We start from the raw sequence: 16,465 nt of genomic DNA, 5'->3' as shown, positions 1-16,465 counted from the left end.
GTAGGAGGCCAAGTGCCCGCTTCGAGGCTGGAAGCCGGGTGAGGCGGGCCGGTCGTGAGTCCGATCGCCAGGCTGTGAGCGGAGCGAGGAGTCGGGCCCGCGCCAACCTGCGGTCTGGAAGCCGCTGGAGCGTCACCCCGGCTCCAGGTCGGCCCGGGGGGGCGCTGAGCCTGACCGGCGGAGACCTGCCGCAGTTCGCTTCGGCAGGCGGCGGCGGTCAGGTCACCGCGGTCGTACGGGAGTGCGTAGCCACACGGGAGTTGGGTCAGCAGGCGGCACATAAGGCGCTCGCCGTCGAGGCTGGTGAGGGCGGCGCCGGTGTGCCGGCGGGTGGCTTCGGTGGTGGTGTCCAGGGGCTGGGGGAGGGGTATCTGCGAGGCGAAGGCGGTCTCAAGTGCACGTCGGAGTGCGTCCGAGACCGCGGCGGGGGCCGAGTGTTGCGGGGCGGACTGTCAGCGCAGGGCGCGTCGGTGCCTGGTCGAGCGCACGGCGAGGAAGGCCACGTCGGCGACGAGGAGCACGATGCCGATGACGAGCAGGTAGATCAGCCCGTGGACGACGGCGCCGACGAGGCCGAGCACGATGGCGATGAGGACCACGAGGAGGAACAGGGCCATGACATGCCTCCTTGGTCGGGTGATCGGTCAGCGCCGGGCGAGCTGGCGCTCGCCTGCGGCGCCGCTCTGGTAGGCGAGGTTGTAGTGCCGGAAGACCGCTTCCTCGTCCTCGGCGGGCAGGACGTCGTCCGTGCCGATCGCGGGGCAGTCCTTCACCAGGGCCTTGTCGTAGACGACCTTGACGTATCCCGGACCCACCGTTGCTCCGTCGAGGGGTACGAAGACCAGGCGGTGGCGGGTGGGCAGGCCGACCTGCACGGTGGCCATGGCCGCCTCGTCGGTGCTGGTGTCCACGTAGATCGCCTCCAGCGTGCCGATCTTGTGGCCCCCCGTGTCCACGACGTCGTGGGTGCGCCACTCGCGGATGTCCCCTACCTGGATCATCGAGGCTCCCTTCACGCCGCTGTGCCGGGCGCGGGCCGGGCCCGTGGCTGGTGATCTGCATCTCCCAGGGTGCCCCGTCTGCGGGCGGACACCAACTCCCGCGCCCGTTCAAACCACACCAGCAGTCGGCACCCCTCCTCCGCGCCGGACCGGGCTGGCGGACCTGGTCGCGCTGCGGCGGGCAGGTCGCTGGCCAACGCGTCGCGCAGTGCGTACAGCGCCGCAGTGTCCGCGCACTCCGCCAGGTTCGGCAGAAGCTCCCGGATGCGATCGTCGTCGCCGGCGCGTACCGCCGCCACGATCGCGGTGATGACGGCGTCTACCCGGCTCGGGCCGTCCTGGCCCGCTGGTCTTGATCCGGGGCGCCGCGGTGCCGGGCCGGCTACCGGGGTACCGACGGACGGTCGCCGTGGCACCGGGCGGTGTCGATGGCGTCGCGCAGGGCGGGCAGGTCGGCGATGGTGGCCTGTTCGGCGAAGCGGGCCAGCAGCCGGCGCAGGACCCGTTCGTCCTGGTCGCGGACGGCTTCGCGGATGGCGGCCACCAGCGACGCCTTGGTATGCGGGTCAGGGGTGCGCCCGTGTGGCGTGGTCTGCCGCCCTTCCATCGTTCGCCTCCCGGTCGTTCCGTTCGTGGCCCTGAGCCGCTGAACGCGGCTTCCTCCGTCATGCGGCTGCGCCTGCGGGCCCGGTCCGTCCGGCCCCCGCGCGGGACGGAGAATACCTCCCCGGCGGACACGGAAAAATCTGTGCTCGCTGGAGTAGACATTGCCTGGTGTCGTGGCTAGTGTTTCTCTCGTAAACGCGGTCAAGTGGTACCCGCCAGACACGAACTGGCGGGCAGTAGTACGGAAGTTCGCAGGTCGGCACGGTGGCAGGGTCCTGAAGCCAGGATGGTGCAGTAAGGCGACAGGACCGGCGGCCGGGCCGGGCGGCCCGCAGTGATCAGGGGCCCGCCAAGGAGCGGTACCGCGGTAGATGAAGGTGCAGTACCAGCAAGTGAAGTTGAGTTGAGCGGTACCAGCAGTCGCGGTACGCGGTATCCCAGTGAAGGCGCCAGGCTGCGGGCGCGCGTGCTGGGAGTCCGGCAGTGGGGTTCCAAGCCGAGCAGGTGAGCAGGACGGGCGACGGGGCTGGCTGTCGGACCAGGCAGTTGAAGTTCAGCAGTACCGAGCAGTTCGCCAATCAGTCAGTACAGAGGATGAACGGAGGGACAGAGCGCCATCAGGATCGCCCGGGCCGTGAGGTATTCACCCGGGCGGACACCGCAGACCCCCTTTTGAGTACGAGGACGGTGGTTTCCGGTCACGCATACGCGATCCCCGCACACCCCCACCCCTGGGGAGTTGCGGAACAAGGAACCCGGCCCAGGCCGGTAGATGGTGTTGTTCCCCTTCGGGGCCCCGGAGCCGCAATGGCGCTGGGGCCCCTCGACGCGTTCCCCAGGAACCAAGAGAGGTGCAGTGACTACGACGACCGACAGGCCCCACACCCCAGACAACCTCGACGACGACGACTACCCCGCCTACACCATGGGGCGCGCCGCCGAGATGACCGGCACCACCCCCGGCTTCCTGCGCGCCCTGGGCGAGCAGGGCCTCATCACGCCGCTGCGCTCCGGCGGCGGCCACCGCCGCTTCTCCCGCTATCAGCTGCGCATCGCGATGCGAGCCCGCGACCTCGTCGACCAGGGCACCGCCATCGAGGCCGCCTGTCGCATCGTCATCCTCGAAGACCAACTCGAAGAAGCCCTGCGCATCAACGAACAACTCCGCCGCTCCCAGCGCGGCCAGAAACCCGCCGCCGACACCTGACCCACCTGCCGCCCTGCGGTGAGTGCCAGGCGCTCATCGCACGCCGCCCCGATCGCTGGTCTGCCGCACTGGCGGGGACCAGTGCGGGGACGCCCGGAAAGGCCGCCCGCAGCCATCCCCGGAGTTCACGCCCGGGGTGTCTGCAACCGTTCTGCCCGGTCATGACGCGTGCCCCGCGGCGGCGCCACGGGCCAGGCATGCTTCTCCTTGGTCGGACCATGCTTACGCCCCCCACAGCGGGCGTGCCCGCCCTCGCTCCGCGACCGCCCGCGTCATGAGCGCCGTATCCGTGGACGCCGAAGCAACCCTGTCAAGGTCCGTCCTCCTTGTGGGCCGGACCGCACAAGCCGCGCGCCAAGCGCGCAACTGCGCCGTCCCACCTCGCTCTTGACCTGGTCGCGCCCGCCCGCCGGCGGTGCGCCTGTGCGTGCGGGTGCTCTACCAGAGCGCTCGGCCCGCTACGGCGGGACTGTGCCCCCGCACGCGGGCCGTCAGGTCAGACGTCCGCTTCGCGGGCGCACCCCGGGCCGCCGAGACCGCGGCCGCATGGAGTACCAAGTGGCCGTCCCCGCCGAATTCGACCTGCCCGCCCCTACCATCCAGCTGCGGCCGGGATCAGGCGACCTCCTGCTGGACGCAGTGGGCGACCTCGCCCCAGGACACCGCTCGGTCGCTGGCCGCTGCTGTGGAGAGCGGGCTGAGCACGCTTGCCGTCCTGGGGGAACTGGTGGTGGACATGTCCCGGGTCGCGTTCTGCGACTCCGGCGGCCTCAACGCCCTCATCCGCGCCCGCCTGCAGGCCCGCGAAGCAGGGGCGGAGCTGCACCTGCTGTGCCCGACCGGGCTGGTCGTGGACCTGCTATGCCGTACCCGGGGCGGCCCAGGTGCTGCGCGTGAGTCCGGACCCTGCGGCGACGACCCTCGCGTCCGGGAGATCCGCGGCTCCTGTAGGGCCGCACCGGCAGACGCTACTGGCCTTGGCGTTCCTTCAGCGCGTACCCCGAGTCGCCCCGAGATTGCTGGGCTGGACGGTCCGGATCGTGCGACGATGCCGGTATGAACCGACTCGCGAACGCGACGTCGCCGTACCTGCTCCAGCACGCCTCCAATCCGGTGGATTGGTGGCCATGGGGAGAGGAGGCGATCAATGAAGCCAAGCGGCGGGACGTGCCCATCCTCTTGAGTGTGGGCTATGCGTCCTGCCACTTATGCTTCTAGGAATTCATTGGTGTCATGTGATGGCGCACGAGAGCTTCGAGGACGCGGAGCTCGCCGGGTACCTGAACGAGCGGTTCGTCGCGGTCAAGGTGGACCGGGAGGAGCGGCCGGACGTCGACGCGGTGTACATGGAGGCCGTGCAGGCGGCGACCGGGCAGGGTGGGTGGCCGATGACGGTCTTCCTCACGCCGGGTAAGGAGCCGTTCTACTTCGGCACCTACTTCCCGCCCGCCCCGCGGCACGGGATGCCGTCCTTCCGGCAGGTGCTGGAGGGCGTGGACGCGGCCTGGCGGGACCGGCGGCAGGAGGTCGGCGAGGTCGCCGCGCGGATCCGGGCCGACCTCGCGGAGCGCGCCGCCGTCTACTCGGCCGGCGCCCACCACCCGCCCGCCGACGCCGACCTGCACCAGGCCCTGGTCACCCTCAGCCGGGAGTTCGACCAGGCCCGTGGCGGCTTCGGCGGGGCCCCCAAGTTCCCCCCGGCCATGGTGATCGAGTTCCTGCTCCGCCACCACGCCCGGACCGGCTCCGAGGCCGCCCTGGAGATGGCCGTCCGCACCGCCGAGGCGATGGCCCGCGGCGGCATCCACGACCAGCTCGGCGGCGGCTTCGCCCGCTACGCAGTGGACGCCGACTGGGTGGTGCCGCACTTCGAGAAGATGCTGTACGACAACGCCCTGCTGCTGCGCGCCTACCTGCACCTGTGGCGGGCCACCGGCTCCGCGCTCGCCCGCCGGGTCGCGCTGTCCACGGCCGACTTCCTGCTGCGCGAACTCCGCACACCCGAAGGCGCGTTCGCGTCCGCGCTGGACGCCGACAGCCTCGACGAGGAGACCGGCGTCTCCGCCGAGGGCGCCTACTACGTGTGGGAGCCCGGCCAGTTGGTCGACCTGCTCGGCCCGGCCGACGCGGCCACCGCCGCCCGGCTGTTCACCGTCACCGCCGACGGCACCTTCGAACACGGCACATCCGTGCTCCAACTCCTCACCGACCCGGTGGACTTCGCCGAGTACGAGGAGATCCGGCAGCGGCTGCTCCAGGCCCGGGCGGCCCGGCCCGCACCCGCCCGCGACGACAAGGTGGTCGCCGCCTGGAACGGCCTCGCCATCGCCGCCCTCGCCGAGACCGGCGCCCTGCTGGAGCGCCCCGACCTCGTCGAGGCCGCCGAACGCGCCGCCGACCTGCTGCTCGCCGTCCACCTCACCCCCGACGGCCGGTTGCTGCGCACCTCCCGGGACGGCCGCCCCGGCACCAACGCCGGTGTCCTGGAGGACTACGCCGACACCGCCGAGGGCTTCCTCGCCCTCTACGCCGTCACCGGCGAGGCGGAATGGCTCCAACTGGCGGGCGGCCTGCTCGACACCGTGCTCAAGCACTTCACCGACGAGGACTCCGGCGCCCTCTACGACACCGCCGACGACGCCGAGGAACTCATCCGCCGCCCCCAGGACCCGACCGACAACGCCACCCCCTCCGGCTGGACCGCCGCCGCCGGCGCCCTCCTCGGCTACGCCGCGTACACCGGCTCCGAGCGGCACCGCACCGCCGCCGAACGCGCCCTCGGCATCGTCGGCGCCCTGGCCGCCCGGGCCCCCCGGTTCATCGGCTGGGGCCTCGCCGTCGCCGAGGCCCTGCTCGACGGGCCGCGCGAGGTCGCCGTCGTCGGCCCGGCCGACCACCCGGCCACCGCGGCGCTGCGTCGGGCCGCGCTGCTCGGGACGGCGCCCGGCGCCGTCGTCGCGGTCGGCGAGCCGGGCGAGGCCGCCGCCGAGGTGCCGCTGCTGGCGGACCGCCCGCTGGTCGGCGGCGCGCCCGCGGCGTACGTCTGCCGGCACTTCGCCTGCGAGGCGCCCACCACCGATCCGGCGGTGCTCGGCGAGCGGCTCGGCGTCGTCGTGGCCGTGGGCGAATAGTCGTGGGCGAATAACCGTTGGCGCACGGGCGTCGAGCGGGGTGAAGATGGTCCATGACCTGGACGCTCAGCACCTCGCTCGACGACTTCCGCCACCACGCGGGCGACTTCCTGGCCACCCGCCCGGCCGAGAACACCGTCCTGCTCACCGTCGCCCACCGGCTCGCCGGAGCCGGCCTCGACGCCTTCGGGGAGCGGCCGCCGGTCTTCGGCTGGTGGCGGGCCGGACCGGGCGGACCGGTCGAGGGCGCCTTCCTGCAGACCCCGCCGTTCGCCCCCCGGCTCTCCGCCATGCCCCCGGCTCTGGCCGCCGAGCTGGCGGTCCGCCTGGCCGAGGCCGGCCCCGGGTTCACCGAGGTCGCCGGAGTCGGCGGCGGGGCCGAGCCGGTCCGCGCCTTCGCCGAGGCCTGGACGGCCGCCACCGGCATCGACCACTCCGTCCGGGTCGAGGAGCGGCTCTACCGGCTCGGCCGGCTCACCGACCCGCCGCGCCCGCCCGCCGGCCGGCCCCGGCTCGCCGGACCGCCCGACCGGGAACTGGCGATCCGCTGGTACGAGGAGTTCCTGCGCGAAGTCGAGATCGCCCCCTCCGACGTGGCCCGGGCGGTGGACGACAAGCTGGCCTCCGGCAGCCTCCACCTCTGGGAGGACGCGGGCACCCCGGTCGCCCTGGCCGGCGCCAGCCCCGTGCTCGCCGGAATGTCCCGCATCGGCCCGGTCTACACCCCCGCCGACCGCCGCGGCCGCGGCTACGCCAGCGCCGTCACCGCGGCGGCCTCCGCCCACGCGCTCGGCCTGGGGGCGCAGGAGGTGCTGCTCTACACCGACCTCGCCAACCCGACCAGCAACTCCATCTACCAGCAGATCGGCTACCGGCCGGTGGAGGACTGCCTGGTGGTGGACTTCCGGACGCCGTAACGGAGTTGCGCGGAACGCGGCAAGGCGTCACGCGTCCCTGGTGAGGTGGACGCCGGCCACCCCGGCCACCTTCGTCTCGAAGGGGTCGTGGGACGCCGCCGCCGGTGGCGGCAGGTGGTCGGCGTTCCGGTGGTCGGTGTTCCGGTAGTCGTGCGCGCAGGTGATCAGATGGCCCCCGGCGGTCTTCATGTCGGTGGCGAGCCCGTCCAGCAAGGTCTTCCACGCACTGCCGCACCCCGTCAGCGCCGCCCCGCTCTGCCACCCGGCCAGGCTCCCGGCGGCCGTGGCGCTCGGCTCCGCGAGCTTCGCCGTCTCCTCGGGGACCTTCCCGGCGACCGTCAGCGCATTGCTCCCGGCAGCGGCCAACTCGCCTGGTTTGACGGTGAATCCCGGGTCCTGTCCCATGCGGTTTCCCCCTGACAGCCGCGTCGGTCGCGGACGCTATGGTAGCTGTGAGTGTCGTGGGGGACACAGGGCACACAGGGGGTGCGGGGATGGACATCGCAAGCCTGAGGAACGCCAGACCGGCGGACCTGTACACGGCCGCAGGGGCGTACGACACCTTGTGCAAGGCCATGGCGCAACACGCCACGGACTGGAAGAGCGGGACCGCCGACCGGGCCCACGGCTCCCAGTGGTCGGGGCCGGCGGCCGACGCCGCGATGCCGGTGCTCGACGGTTTCACCGGCAAGATGCGTGCGGCGGTGACGGAGCTCGGCCTGATCGGCAAGGAGATCCGTGACTGCGCCGATGCCATGACGCTGGCCCAGGGCAGGCTCACCACCGCACTGTCGGATGCGCAGGCGAAGGGCTTCACGGTCAGTGACACCGGTGCCGTGAGCTGGCCCGCGTCGACCAATCCGTACCAGGCGCCGGACTGGGAGGCCAAGCAGAAGACAGCCGCCGACGGGATCAGCAAGCAGATCGCCAAGGCGCTGGCCGACGCGGCGGAGGCCGACGACGCCCTGACCGCCGGGCTCAACAGGTTCGCCGGGCACGCCAAGGACAAGTCGGGCCTGGACGAGAAGACGGCCGGCGCCGATGCGTACATGGAACAGTTCGGCGATGCGTCCAACCCGGAGTGGCGGCGGAACATGCCGCTCAAGGGCGCGCCTGCCACCGAGGTCAACTCCTGGTGGAAGGGGCTCGGCCCGCAGGGCCAGCAGTGGTTCCTCAGCCACCACCCGGAGGTGCTCGGGAATCTGGACGGCATTCCGGCGGAGGTGCGGGACAGGGTGAACCGCGACCAACTGGACCATCTGATGAAGGACATCAGGGACAAGAAGCCGGGGGAGCTGAACTCCGGCGAGAAGCACTTCCTCGCGCTCTACGGGCCCATCGACAAGCGCCTTTCGGAGAACACGGGGAAGGAGCCGCCGATCTACTTGCTCGGCCTCGGAAGTGAGGGCCAGGGGCGGGCGATCCTCTCCTACGGGAACCCCGACACCGCCACCGACATCTCCGCCTACGTCCCGGGGATCACCACCACCATGGCGAGCCTCGGGCCCGGGGAGAACGACGGGACCAACGAGGCGGAGAACGGCCTCAACCTCTACCGCGCCGCGAGCGGCAAGGCCCCGGCCGGCCATTCCGTCGCCTCCGTGGTCTGGCTCGGTTACGACTCGCCGGGAATGGACTTCGGAGCCGCGTCGACGAAGGCGGGCAAGGACGGTGCCCCGGCGTACGCGAACTTCCTGAGCGGAGTGCGGGCGAGCCACGAGGGCACCCAGCCCCCGCACGTCACCGCGGTCGGGCACAGTTACGGGTCGTACCTGGTCGGTCAGGCGACCAGGCTCGCCACCCAGCCGGGGTCGCACTACGTGCCGCCGGACGACGTGGTCTTCATCGGCAGCCCGGGCGTCGGCGTGGACAAGGCCGCCGACCTCAGGATGCCCGCTGGTCACGTCTGGGTCGGTGCCGCCGCCAACGACGTCGTGACGCACGCCCCGTCGAAGTTCAGCCTCGACCCGGACGAGCGCTGGTACGGCAGGGATCCGTCCAGCAAGCATTTCGGTGCGAACCGCTTCACCGTCGACGACTGGAGCCGTGGCAACCCCGTCGATGCGCACACCAAGTACCTGAACGGGCGGGGTGGGCCCTCGCTGGACAACATCGCGGCCGTCGTCACGGGCAGCGGGGGCGTCACACTGCAGGGTCAACGCGGGTGAAGCGGCCGCGACGCACGCTGGGCTGTTCCGTGGCGGCGGTGGTCGTCCTGGCCACCGGGGTGGGGCTGTTCTACAACGGGTACGGCCCGATGGCCCTGATGGACCGGGGCGCCGGCCTGCTGAGCCCGAGTGAGGCGAAGGCGCAACTCGACGAGACCCTGCGGGCGGCCATGGCAGCGATCAGCCCGCCGCTGGCCTACTCCGGCGGTTCCTACATCGTGGACCGACGTCAGGAGCACGCCGACGGCGAGCCGAACCTGCGCTCCGACGTCCGTGAAGTGGCGTTGGTCCGGACGAAGGTGGTGCCCGCGAAGGTTCCGGTGTTGTTGGACCGGATGACGCAGTTCTGGGGCGGGGATTGCCGGCGCTCCGACACCACCACGGGCAGTCAGACGACGCAGTACACCCAGCTTCACTGCCCCGGGCGGGGGAGCACCCTGGTCACGGTCTCGGTGACGACCGTCACCGCCGACTCGGCCGTGACGGTGGACCTGAGCGCGGATGCCTTCGGGGTGTACTACCGGTCCGAGCAGGACTACGGCGCCCCTCCGATCGGCGAGCGAGAGGCCGGCCGGTCCCCCGCCCCCGACGTCGACGACCCGTACTGGTCGCACTGACCTCGCCGCCTCACTCCCAGTCCCACCGGATGCCCAGGATGCACGGGCGGATCGCCGTGGCGACCAGGTGGACGCAGTGGTGGCCGTCGAGGGTCAACTCCTCCGTCTCGTACGGGGCTGCGCCGGGGGAGTGGAGGGCGATGCGGTGGCAGCGGACGGGGAGGGCGGCGGGGTGGAAGGTGATCTGGAGGACGTACTGGCCGGCGCCGGAGTTGAAGCCGCGGACGTACTCGCAGCTGGGGGTGGGGGAGGGGGCGTCGTCGAAGCCGTAGCCGAGGAGGTGGGTGTCGCCGGCGCGCAGGCGGCGGTCGAGGAGGAGTTCGGCGGCGAGGAGGTGGTGGGTCTGGTCGCGGCGGATGCGGCCGGGGCGGCAGTTCTCCTCGGCGCGGACGCCGACGAGGGCGGTGTCGCTGCCGGGGTCGCCCTGGTGGAGGGCGAGGTAGCGGTCGATGCCGTCGCGGTGGGCGCGCAGGGCGTGTTGGGAGTCGCGGCGGGTGAGTTGGCGGTCGGGGCCGACGCGGATGCGTTCGATGTGGGTGATGGTGTGCAGGCCGGTGTCGCGGGGGCCGGCGAGGACGGCGAGCAGGCCGTCGACGGCGGTGGGCGGGGAGATCAGGTCGCGGTAGGGGCGGACGGGGGGTCCGGCGGCCGCCGCGGTGCGGCGGGGGCCGAGGAGCCGGGTGAGGGAGTGCTCGGGGAGGTCGAGGACGTCTTCGAGGGCGGCGACGGCGCGTAGTGATTCGGGGCGTTCGGGCCGGCGGCGCCCCTGTTGCCAGTAACTGAGGCTGGTGAGGCCGACGTTGACGCCGCGCAGGGCGAGGTGGCGGCGGATGCGGTGCAGGGCGAGGCCGCGGGTGGCGATGGCGGTGCGCAGGGCGAGGTGGAACGGGCCGGTGCGCAGGGCGGCGGCGAGGTCGGCTGGGTCGCTTCGGTGGATGGCGGCCTCCTGGCGGGCGCGGACCGGGTTCCGGGTTTTGACCGTGAATATTCACATCCGGGCGGCGGTTTGTCACCGGTCCGGGCAGCTCGCGCCGGGGTTTCCCGGCTGCGGTTCACATCCGCGCGGGCCCGTTCACAGCGCGGTCGGGGCCGGTCCGGGGCCGTTGACCGGGCCCGGAGTGCGGCGCGATGCTCGGGGCGCGATCCGGACCGCGCCCCCCACAGCACCTCGCTCCACTCGTGCAAGGAGGCATTCCCCCATGCCAGTTCCACGGATACGGCTGCGCCGCGCGGTCTCGCTGCTGGCCCTGGGCGTGCTGGGCCCGGCGCTGACCGCCGCGGTGAGCACCCCGGCGTCGGCCACGCCCACGGCCGCCCCCGCCCCCGCCCTCCACCGGGCCGCGCACCAGGTCCGCCCGGCGGCGGCGCCCGGCAGCACGGCCGATCTGGCCGGCACGTTCAAGAAGCTCAACATCACCATGCAGCAGCAACAGCAGACCAACTGGTGCTGGGCGGCGAGCGGGAACACCATCGCCACCTGGTTCGGCTACAACTACAGCCAGAACCAGTTCTGCAACGCCGCGTTCGGCCGCTCGGTCGACTCCAGCTGCCCGAACAGCCAGGCCTCGCTGGCCGACGTGCAGAACGGGCTGGACTGGGTCGGCATCAACCCGGGTTCGTACGTCACCGGGTACCTGCGCTACACCACCGTGCAGTCCGAGGTGGACGCCAACCGTCCGATCGAGACGCGCATCCAGTGGAGCTCGGGCGGCGGGCACATGCACGTCCTGTACGGGTACGACACCGGCAACAACTGGGTCTACTGGGGCGACCCGTGGCCGTCCAACTACCGCTACAACTGGGCGGACTACTCGTACTACGTGAACAACAACACGTTCTCCTGGACCCACTCCCTGTACCGGATCGGCGCGTGAGGACGACCATGACCGAGCTCAGTACGGCCCGCCGGGCCGCCGTCACCGTCCTGCTCGCCGCCGGCCTCGCGCTGGCGCTCGCCCCGGCCGCGCAGGCCGACGCACCCGAGGCACCCGCAGCGGGCGCACCGGCACCCGGCGCACCCGTGCCGGTGCCCGCCGCCGACCTGGCCGGGGCCCGCAGCGCCGTCCAGGACCCGGCGGTGCTCGACAAGGTGGGCCACTTCTTCGCCCGCAAGGGCGTCCCGCCGACCCGACAACTGACCATCGGTGCCGCCGAGGAGGCGAAGGCGGCGAGCGACGCGGCGCCCCGCCTGGCCGGGGACACCGTGCCGGTCTACACCCTGGACGCCGGTTTCGTGTCCGGCACCCCGGGCGCACCGGTGGCGAAGGCCGAGTTCACGGCGAGCAAGGTGGTCGCGGCGGACGGGCAGAGCGCCTCGGTCTGGACGGTCCGCCAGGGCGACTCCTGGCGGGTCGTCAACATCGCCTCCGGCGGTGACGAGAGCGACTACGCGGCGAAGGCGGCCGGCAGCGGCGGCGGTACGGCCTTCCGGGAGCCGCAGGTCAACGCCTGGTACGTGCTGCGCGACGGCCGGGTGCTGCCGCTGGACGACGAGGCCCGGCGCTCGGTGGGCGCGGGCGGGGTGTCGCTGGCCGGGTACCAGCAGCTGGTGCACCAGCGGTACGGGGACAAGCTGCCCGGCTCGGCGTACGACCGGGAGGGCAAGGGCGGCGGCTACGAGGTGAACGCCGCGGGGGCGGCCGAGGCTGCCCCGGCCGGGGCGGACGGCGGCTCGGCGCTGCCGGCCGTGACGGCGGCCGCCGCGCTCGGCGCCACCGCGCTGGTGGGCGCCGGCGCGGTACTGCGGCGCAGGCGGGGCAACCGCTGAGACCGCGACGGGGCCCGGCTCTCCACCGAGCCGGGCCCCGTCACGTCACCGTGCGCTCACACCCCGGCGAAGCCGCTCTCCAGCAGCGCGAAGGTGCGGTCGACCAGGTCGGCGATGTCCTCCCGGCCGTCCTGCGCGGCCCACTGGAGCACGGCCTCGGCGGTGGCGGCGCCGATGGCGGCGGCCGTGACCCGCATCTCGTACGTGGGGTGCTCGACGCCCGCCCGCCGGGTGAGGACGGAGAGGTACAGCTCGTGCGGGCTGTTGCCGGTCCGGAACAGTCCGGCGCGCAGCGCGGGGACCTCGGTGACCAGCCGCATCCGGGTCAGCAGTTCCTGGCGTTCGTGCTGGAGCAGGGCGCGGATCAGGCCGATGAGGGCCTCCCGGCAGGACCGCAGGAAGGGTTCGTCGGCCGGCCGGGCGAGCAGGGCGGCGATCATCGCCGGGTCGTACTCGTCGGTCAGGACGAGGTCCTCCTTGGTGGCGAAGTACCGGAAGAGGGTGGAGGGGGAGACCTCGGCGGCGGCGGCGATCTGCTCGACCGTGGTGTTCTCGTAGCCCTGCTCGGCGAACAGGCGGTAGGCCTCGCGGCGCACGGTCTGCCGGGTCTTCAACTTCTTCCGCTCGCGCAGCGACAGCGGCGCCTCCAGCAGTGCCTGGACCGGGTTGGTCGGGGCGTCCGGGAGGGCCGCGGTCGGCTGCTCGGTCTTCATGGCCCCGATTATCGGTGATCTCCGGCGGTGGCGGGTTCGGGCCGGTCGGCGGGGGTGTCCCGGGTGGGTTCCCCGGCCGGCATCCGGGCCGCGACCAGGACCGCCGAGAACGCCGCGACCAGCCCGGCGACCAGCAGTACCAGCCCCATCCCGTGCACGTACGCCACGTGTGCCGCGGCGGCGAGCGCCGGCCGCCCGCTCTCCCGGGCGACGGCGTCGGCGGCGACCACCGACGCCCCGGCCCGGTGCGCCGCCTCGGCGGGGAGCCCGCCGGTGTCCAGCGCGCCCCGGTAGGACCCGGCCAGCAGGCTGCCGAAGACGGCGATCCCGATCGCGCCGCCGACCTGCCGCAGGGTCTGGAGCAGTCCGGAGCCGACGCCGGCCCGGGCGGGCGGCAGGGTGATCAGGGCGGAGCCCTGGGCGGTGATCAGGGCCAGGCCCATGCCGAGGCCGAGGACGGTGAGCCAGAGCGCGGCCCGCCCGTACCCGTCGGCGCTGCCGGTGCGGCTGCCGAACAGCAGGGCGGCGGCGAGCAGGGCCAGGCCGAGGGTGATCACGGCGCGGGCGCCGAGCCGCGCCACCAGCCGTTCGCTGAGCCGGGCGGCGACGAGCAGGCCGAGCATCATGGGCATCAGCCGCAGTCCGGAGCCGAGGGCGTCGGTGCCGAGCACGCTCTGGAAGTAGAGCGGCAGGACGAAGAAGGCGCCGAACAGGACGAGCGAGATCAGGGTGGCGGCGACCGAGGACCAGCGGAAGGTCGGGTCGGCGAGCAGGGCGAGGTCGAGCATCGGATCGCTCCGGCGGCGGCTGCGCAGCACCAGGGCGGTGAGCAGCACCACCGAGCCGGCCAGGGTGGTGAGCACCAGGAGGTCGGCCCAGCCGCGGTCGGAGCCCTCGATGATGCCGTAGGTGAGCGCGCCGAGGCCGGTGGCGGCGAGGGCGGTCGCGGGCAGGTCGATCCGGGGTGCGGCGGGGTTGCGGGTCTCGGGCAGCAGCAGGAGGCAGGCGACCATGCCGAGCACGGTGAGCGGGACGTTGACGGCGAAGACCGAGCCCCACCAGAAGTGCTGGAGCAGCAGGCCGCCGATCAGCGGCCCGAGCGGGGCGCCGCCGGCGATCGCGGCGGAGAGGATCGCGGTGGCCCGGCGGCGCTCGCCGGCCGGGAAGATCCCGGGGATGACCGCCAGCGACATCGGCATGACCAGGGCGGCGGCCAGGCCCATCGCGGCGCGGGCGGCGACCAGGGTGCCGGGCGAGTCGGTGAGCATGCCGACGGCGGAGGCGAGTCCGAACAGGGCGAGGCCGACGGTGAGCGTGCGGCGGCGGCCGATGCGGTCGCCGAGCAGGCCGGCCGGGAGCATCGCGGCGGCGAAGACCACGGTGTAGGCGTCGACGATCCACTGCTGCTGCCCGGTGGTGGCCTGCAACTGCGAGGCCAGGGTGGGCAGGGCGACGTTGAGGATCGTCATGTCGAAGCTGATCACCAGGACGCTCAGGGCGACGGCGACCAGGGCGAGCCAGCGGCGCGGGTCGGCGGGCACGGCGACCTCCAGGGACTGCGGTTCGAGAAAGCTTCTGTCAAATGACAGTAACTCTCAAAAGAGGCCGACCGTCAATTCAAAAGTGGTGCGATGATCTGATCACTCTCCGTGGTGTGTCCTGGAAGTGCTGCTTCCGCACAAGGAATTGACGCAACGTTGATCTGTCGTTCGCCGCCCCGGGGCGGCTCCGGGTGACTGTCGGTAGATACCATGTGGCAATCGGTCAGTGCTGGCCGGACGCGTGCCGAGAGCGGAGAAGGGGTGGGGCGGCAGGAGCCGACCACGAGCCCGGCGCCGGGAAAGGGGAGCCGAAGTGGCCGACAGTGACGACAGGCAGGCGCGTGCCCAGGTGTGGGGCGGGGCCGTGGTGGTGGGTTCCGCGCTGGCCGTGGTCGCGGCCTACCTGATCAACGGGGCGCCCCTGGTGCTCGTGGTCGCCGGGATCGAGACGCTGCTGGTCATGGTGTACGTCGGCCGGCGCTGGCAGGCGACGCACCGGCGGCCGTCCCGGGCCGGGCACCGGCCGCGGCGCGGCATCCCGGACGCCGCGCACTGCGAGCGCTGCCGCCGGGCCCGGGAGGCGCTGGACGAGCGGCAGGCGCGCGGCCGGGTCGGAGCGGCGGCCGGGTCGGTGCTGCCGGAGTCCGCGGCGGCGGTGCGCCCCGGGCGGTCACGGTCGCAGGCGCAGCAGACGCGGCAGGCGCAGCAGGCGCGGGAGACGCCGCAGGTCCAAGAGGCGCAGCGGGCACGGTCGCAGCACGCGGTCGGCCCGGAGCCGGATCCGGAGCCGGGCGCCGCCGACCACCCGCCGTACCCGCGCCGCCCGCAGGCCCGCACCGGGTACGAGCGGCCCTGGACGGCCGAACGGGCGGCCACCCGGTCCACGGACCGGACGACCGCCCGTCGAGGTGCGCCGGGTTCAGCCGGCCGCGCTGTACGCCACCAGTGAGACGCCGACGTACTGGACGATGAAGGCTCCGAGGGTGAAGGCGTGGAACACCTCGTGGAAGCCGAACCAGCGCGGTGAGGGGTTGGGCCGCTTGAGCCCGTACACCACGCCGCCGATGCTGTAGAGCACCCCGCCGACGATCATCAGCACCAGGACGGCGACCCCGCCGGTGCGCAGGAAGTCCGGCAGGAAGAAGGCGGCGGCCCAGCCCAGCGCGATGTACACCGGGGTGTACAGCCAGCGCGGCGCGCCGACCCAGAACACCCGGAAGGCGATCCCGGCGAGCGCCCCGCCCCAGGCGACCCAGAGCAGTATCTGCTGGTCGGCGCCGTTGAGCAGCAGGATCGTGAACGGCGTGTAGGTGCCCGCGATGATCAGGAAGATGTTCGCGTGGTCCAGCCGCCGGAGCACGGCGTCCCCGCGCGGGCCCCAGTCGAAGCGGTGGTAGACCGCGCTGACGCCGAACAGCAACCAGGCGCTGACCGAGTAGACCGCGCAGGCGATCTTGGCCGGTGTGGAGTCGGCCAGGCAGATCAGCACGATCCCGGCGGCGACGGTGGCGGGGAACATCCCGGCGTGCAGCCAGCCGCGCCACTTCGGCTTGTCCTCCCGGCGCTCGGCCGGGTCCTCCCCAGTGCTCTCCGCGAGCGCAGCAGCAGTCATGGGCAGCATGCTACCTGCTACCTACGGCACCGTAGGTTACTGACGCGTAAGGAAGTGGTGCTCATCACTCTTGGACGTTTTGGAGCAATCGGAGTGTGGCGCCGCACACTCCGGCTCGGACGTGAGGGACGGGCTACTGGCCGGTAATCGTACTTACTGTAGTAAAAGATGCGTCAATTTCGCCG

At 72.7% G+C, this 16,465-nt stretch carries 17 protein-coding genes and 1 pseudogene; 9 read left to right on the top strand and 9 right to left on the bottom strand.

Translation table 11 applies throughout. The annotated features are described in order from the left end of the window. Positions 1-452: 452 nt before the first annotated feature. The 3 genes from ACFXOZ_RS12185 to ACFXOZ_RS12175 form a co-directional block, all read right to left on the bottom strand. Positions 453-617, bottom strand: coding sequence for a hypothetical protein (locus ACFXOZ_RS12185; RefSeq protein ID WP_380528169.1), 165 nt, complete (start codon positions 615-617; stop codon positions 453-455). Between the two features lie 27 nt (positions 618-644). Next, complete coding sequence (locus ACFXOZ_RS12180) at positions 645-1,001, bottom strand: PRC-barrel domain-containing protein (protein ID WP_380528171.1); 357 nt, start codon at positions 999-1,001, stop codon at positions 645-647. Between the two features lie 382 nt (positions 1,002-1,383). Further along, complete coding sequence (locus ACFXOZ_RS12175) at positions 1,384-1,545, bottom strand: hypothetical protein (RefSeq protein WP_380589697.1); 162 nt, start codon at positions 1,543-1,545, stop codon at positions 1,384-1,386. Positions 1,546-2,532: 987 nt separating this feature from the next. On the opposite strand from ACFXOZ_RS12175, the gene ACFXOZ_RS12170 reads away from it, so the two are divergent. Further along, the gene (locus ACFXOZ_RS12170; protein ID WP_380529383.1) at positions 2,533-2,814 is read left to right on the top strand and encodes a MerR family transcriptional regulator; all 282 of its coding nucleotides are present in this window, start codon (positions 2,533-2,535) and stop codon (positions 2,812-2,814) included. Between the two features lie 615 nt (positions 2,815-3,429). On the opposite strand, the gene ACFXOZ_RS12165 is transcribed toward ACFXOZ_RS12170, so the two are convergent. Next, complete coding sequence (locus ACFXOZ_RS12165) at positions 3,430-3,552, bottom strand: hypothetical protein (protein WP_380529385.1); 123 nt, start codon at positions 3,550-3,552, stop codon at positions 3,430-3,432. Between ACFXOZ_RS12165 and ACFXOZ_RS12160 the strand changes: the two genes are divergently transcribed. The 3 genes and pseudogenes from ACFXOZ_RS12160 to ACFXOZ_RS12150 all read left to right on the top strand — a co-directional run bounded on the left by ACFXOZ_RS12160 (position 3,500) and on the right by ACFXOZ_RS12150 (position 6,862). Next, entirely contained in the window at positions 3,500-3,874 is a 375-nt protein-coding gene (locus tag ACFXOZ_RS12160; RefSeq protein ID WP_380589694.1) for an STAS domain-containing protein, read from the top strand. The two genes, ACFXOZ_RS12165 and ACFXOZ_RS12160, sit on opposite strands and share 53 nt — an antisense overlap. Next, positions 3,871-5,945 (top strand): annotated as a pseudogene (locus ACFXOZ_RS12155) (thioredoxin domain-containing protein). The gene ACFXOZ_RS12160 and the pseudogene ACFXOZ_RS12155 overlap by 4 nt, the downstream one beginning before the upstream one ends. Positions 5,946-5,998: 53 nt before the next feature. Beyond that, positions 5,999-6,862, top strand: coding sequence for a GNAT family N-acetyltransferase (locus ACFXOZ_RS12150; protein WP_380589691.1), 864 nt, complete (start codon positions 5,999-6,001; stop codon positions 6,860-6,862). A gap of 27 nt (positions 6,863-6,889) precedes the next feature. On the opposite strand, the gene ACFXOZ_RS12145 is transcribed toward ACFXOZ_RS12150, so the two are convergent. Next, on the bottom strand, positions 6,890-7,267 hold the full coding sequence (locus ACFXOZ_RS12145; protein WP_380529361.1) for a hypothetical protein: 378 nt from the start codon (positions 7,265-7,267) through the stop codon (positions 6,890-6,892). Between the two features lie 89 nt (positions 7,268-7,356). Here ACFXOZ_RS12145 and ACFXOZ_RS12140 point away from each other — a divergent pair, with 89 nt between their 5' ends. Further along, positions 7,357-9,030, top strand: a complete 1,674-nt coding sequence (locus tag ACFXOZ_RS12140) for an alpha/beta hydrolase (RefSeq protein ID WP_380589688.1) — start codon at positions 7,357-7,359, stop codon at positions 9,028-9,030. Beyond that, positions 9,027-9,647: a hypothetical protein gene (locus ACFXOZ_RS12135; protein ID WP_380529365.1), complete on the top strand. Its 621-nt coding sequence runs from the start codon at positions 9,027-9,029 to the stop codon at positions 9,645-9,647. Before ACFXOZ_RS12140 ends, ACFXOZ_RS12135 begins: the two co-directional genes overlap by 4 nt. Positions 9,648-9,657: 10 nt before the next feature. On the opposite strand, the gene ACFXOZ_RS12130 is transcribed toward ACFXOZ_RS12135, so the two are convergent. Then, positions 9,658-10,584: a hypothetical protein gene (locus tag ACFXOZ_RS12130; protein WP_375884874.1), complete on the bottom strand. Its 927-nt coding sequence runs from the start codon at positions 10,582-10,584 to the stop codon at positions 9,658-9,660. A gap of 262 nt (positions 10,585-10,846) precedes the next feature. Here ACFXOZ_RS12130 and ACFXOZ_RS12125 point away from each other — a divergent pair, with 262 nt between their 5' ends. Both ACFXOZ_RS12125 and ACFXOZ_RS12120 read left to right on the top strand, forming a co-directional pair. Continuing rightward, entirely contained in the window at positions 10,847-11,521 is a 675-nt protein-coding gene (locus tag ACFXOZ_RS12125; protein WP_380529367.1) for a papain-like cysteine protease family protein, read from the top strand. An 8-nt stretch (positions 11,522-11,529) separates the two neighbouring features. Next, positions 11,530-12,414 (top strand): hypothetical protein, encoded by an 885-nt coding sequence (locus ACFXOZ_RS12120; protein ID WP_380589686.1) that lies wholly within the window; start codon positions 11,530-11,532, stop codon positions 12,412-12,414. A 56-nt stretch (positions 12,415-12,470) separates the two neighbouring features. Here ACFXOZ_RS12120 and ACFXOZ_RS12115 read toward each other — a convergent pair whose 3' ends face one another. Continuing rightward, complete coding sequence (locus ACFXOZ_RS12115) at positions 12,471-13,127, bottom strand: TetR/AcrR family transcriptional regulator (protein WP_380529370.1); 657 nt, start codon at positions 13,125-13,127, stop codon at positions 12,471-12,473. Positions 13,128-13,135: 8 nt separating this feature from the next. After that, complete coding sequence (locus ACFXOZ_RS12110) at positions 13,136-14,668, bottom strand: MFS transporter (RefSeq protein WP_380589683.1); 1,533 nt, start codon at positions 14,666-14,668, stop codon at positions 13,136-13,138. A gap of 313 nt (positions 14,669-14,981) precedes the next feature. Here ACFXOZ_RS12110 and ACFXOZ_RS12105 point away from each other — a divergent pair, with 313 nt between their 5' ends. Then, positions 14,982-15,617: a hypothetical protein gene (locus ACFXOZ_RS12105; RefSeq protein ID WP_380589681.1), complete on the top strand. Its 636-nt coding sequence runs from the start codon at positions 14,982-14,984 to the stop codon at positions 15,615-15,617. On the opposite strand, the gene ACFXOZ_RS12100 is transcribed toward ACFXOZ_RS12105, so the two are convergent. Further along, a complete protein-coding gene (locus tag ACFXOZ_RS12100) occupies positions 15,588-16,280 on the bottom strand; it encodes a hemolysin III family protein (protein ID WP_375884593.1) in 693 nt (230 codons plus the stop codon). The two genes, ACFXOZ_RS12105 and ACFXOZ_RS12100, sit on opposite strands and share 30 nt — an antisense overlap. Positions 16,281-16,465 lie beyond the last annotated feature (185 nt).

Origin of the sequence: Kitasatospora sp. NPDC059160 (genome assembly GCF_042755465.1) — a bacterium.
Lineage (GTDB): Bacteria > Actinomycetota > Actinomycetes > Streptomycetales > Streptomycetaceae > Kitasatospora.
Note: the sequence above shows the minus strand (reverse complement) of the source record. Positions and strands in the feature narration are given on the sequence as shown.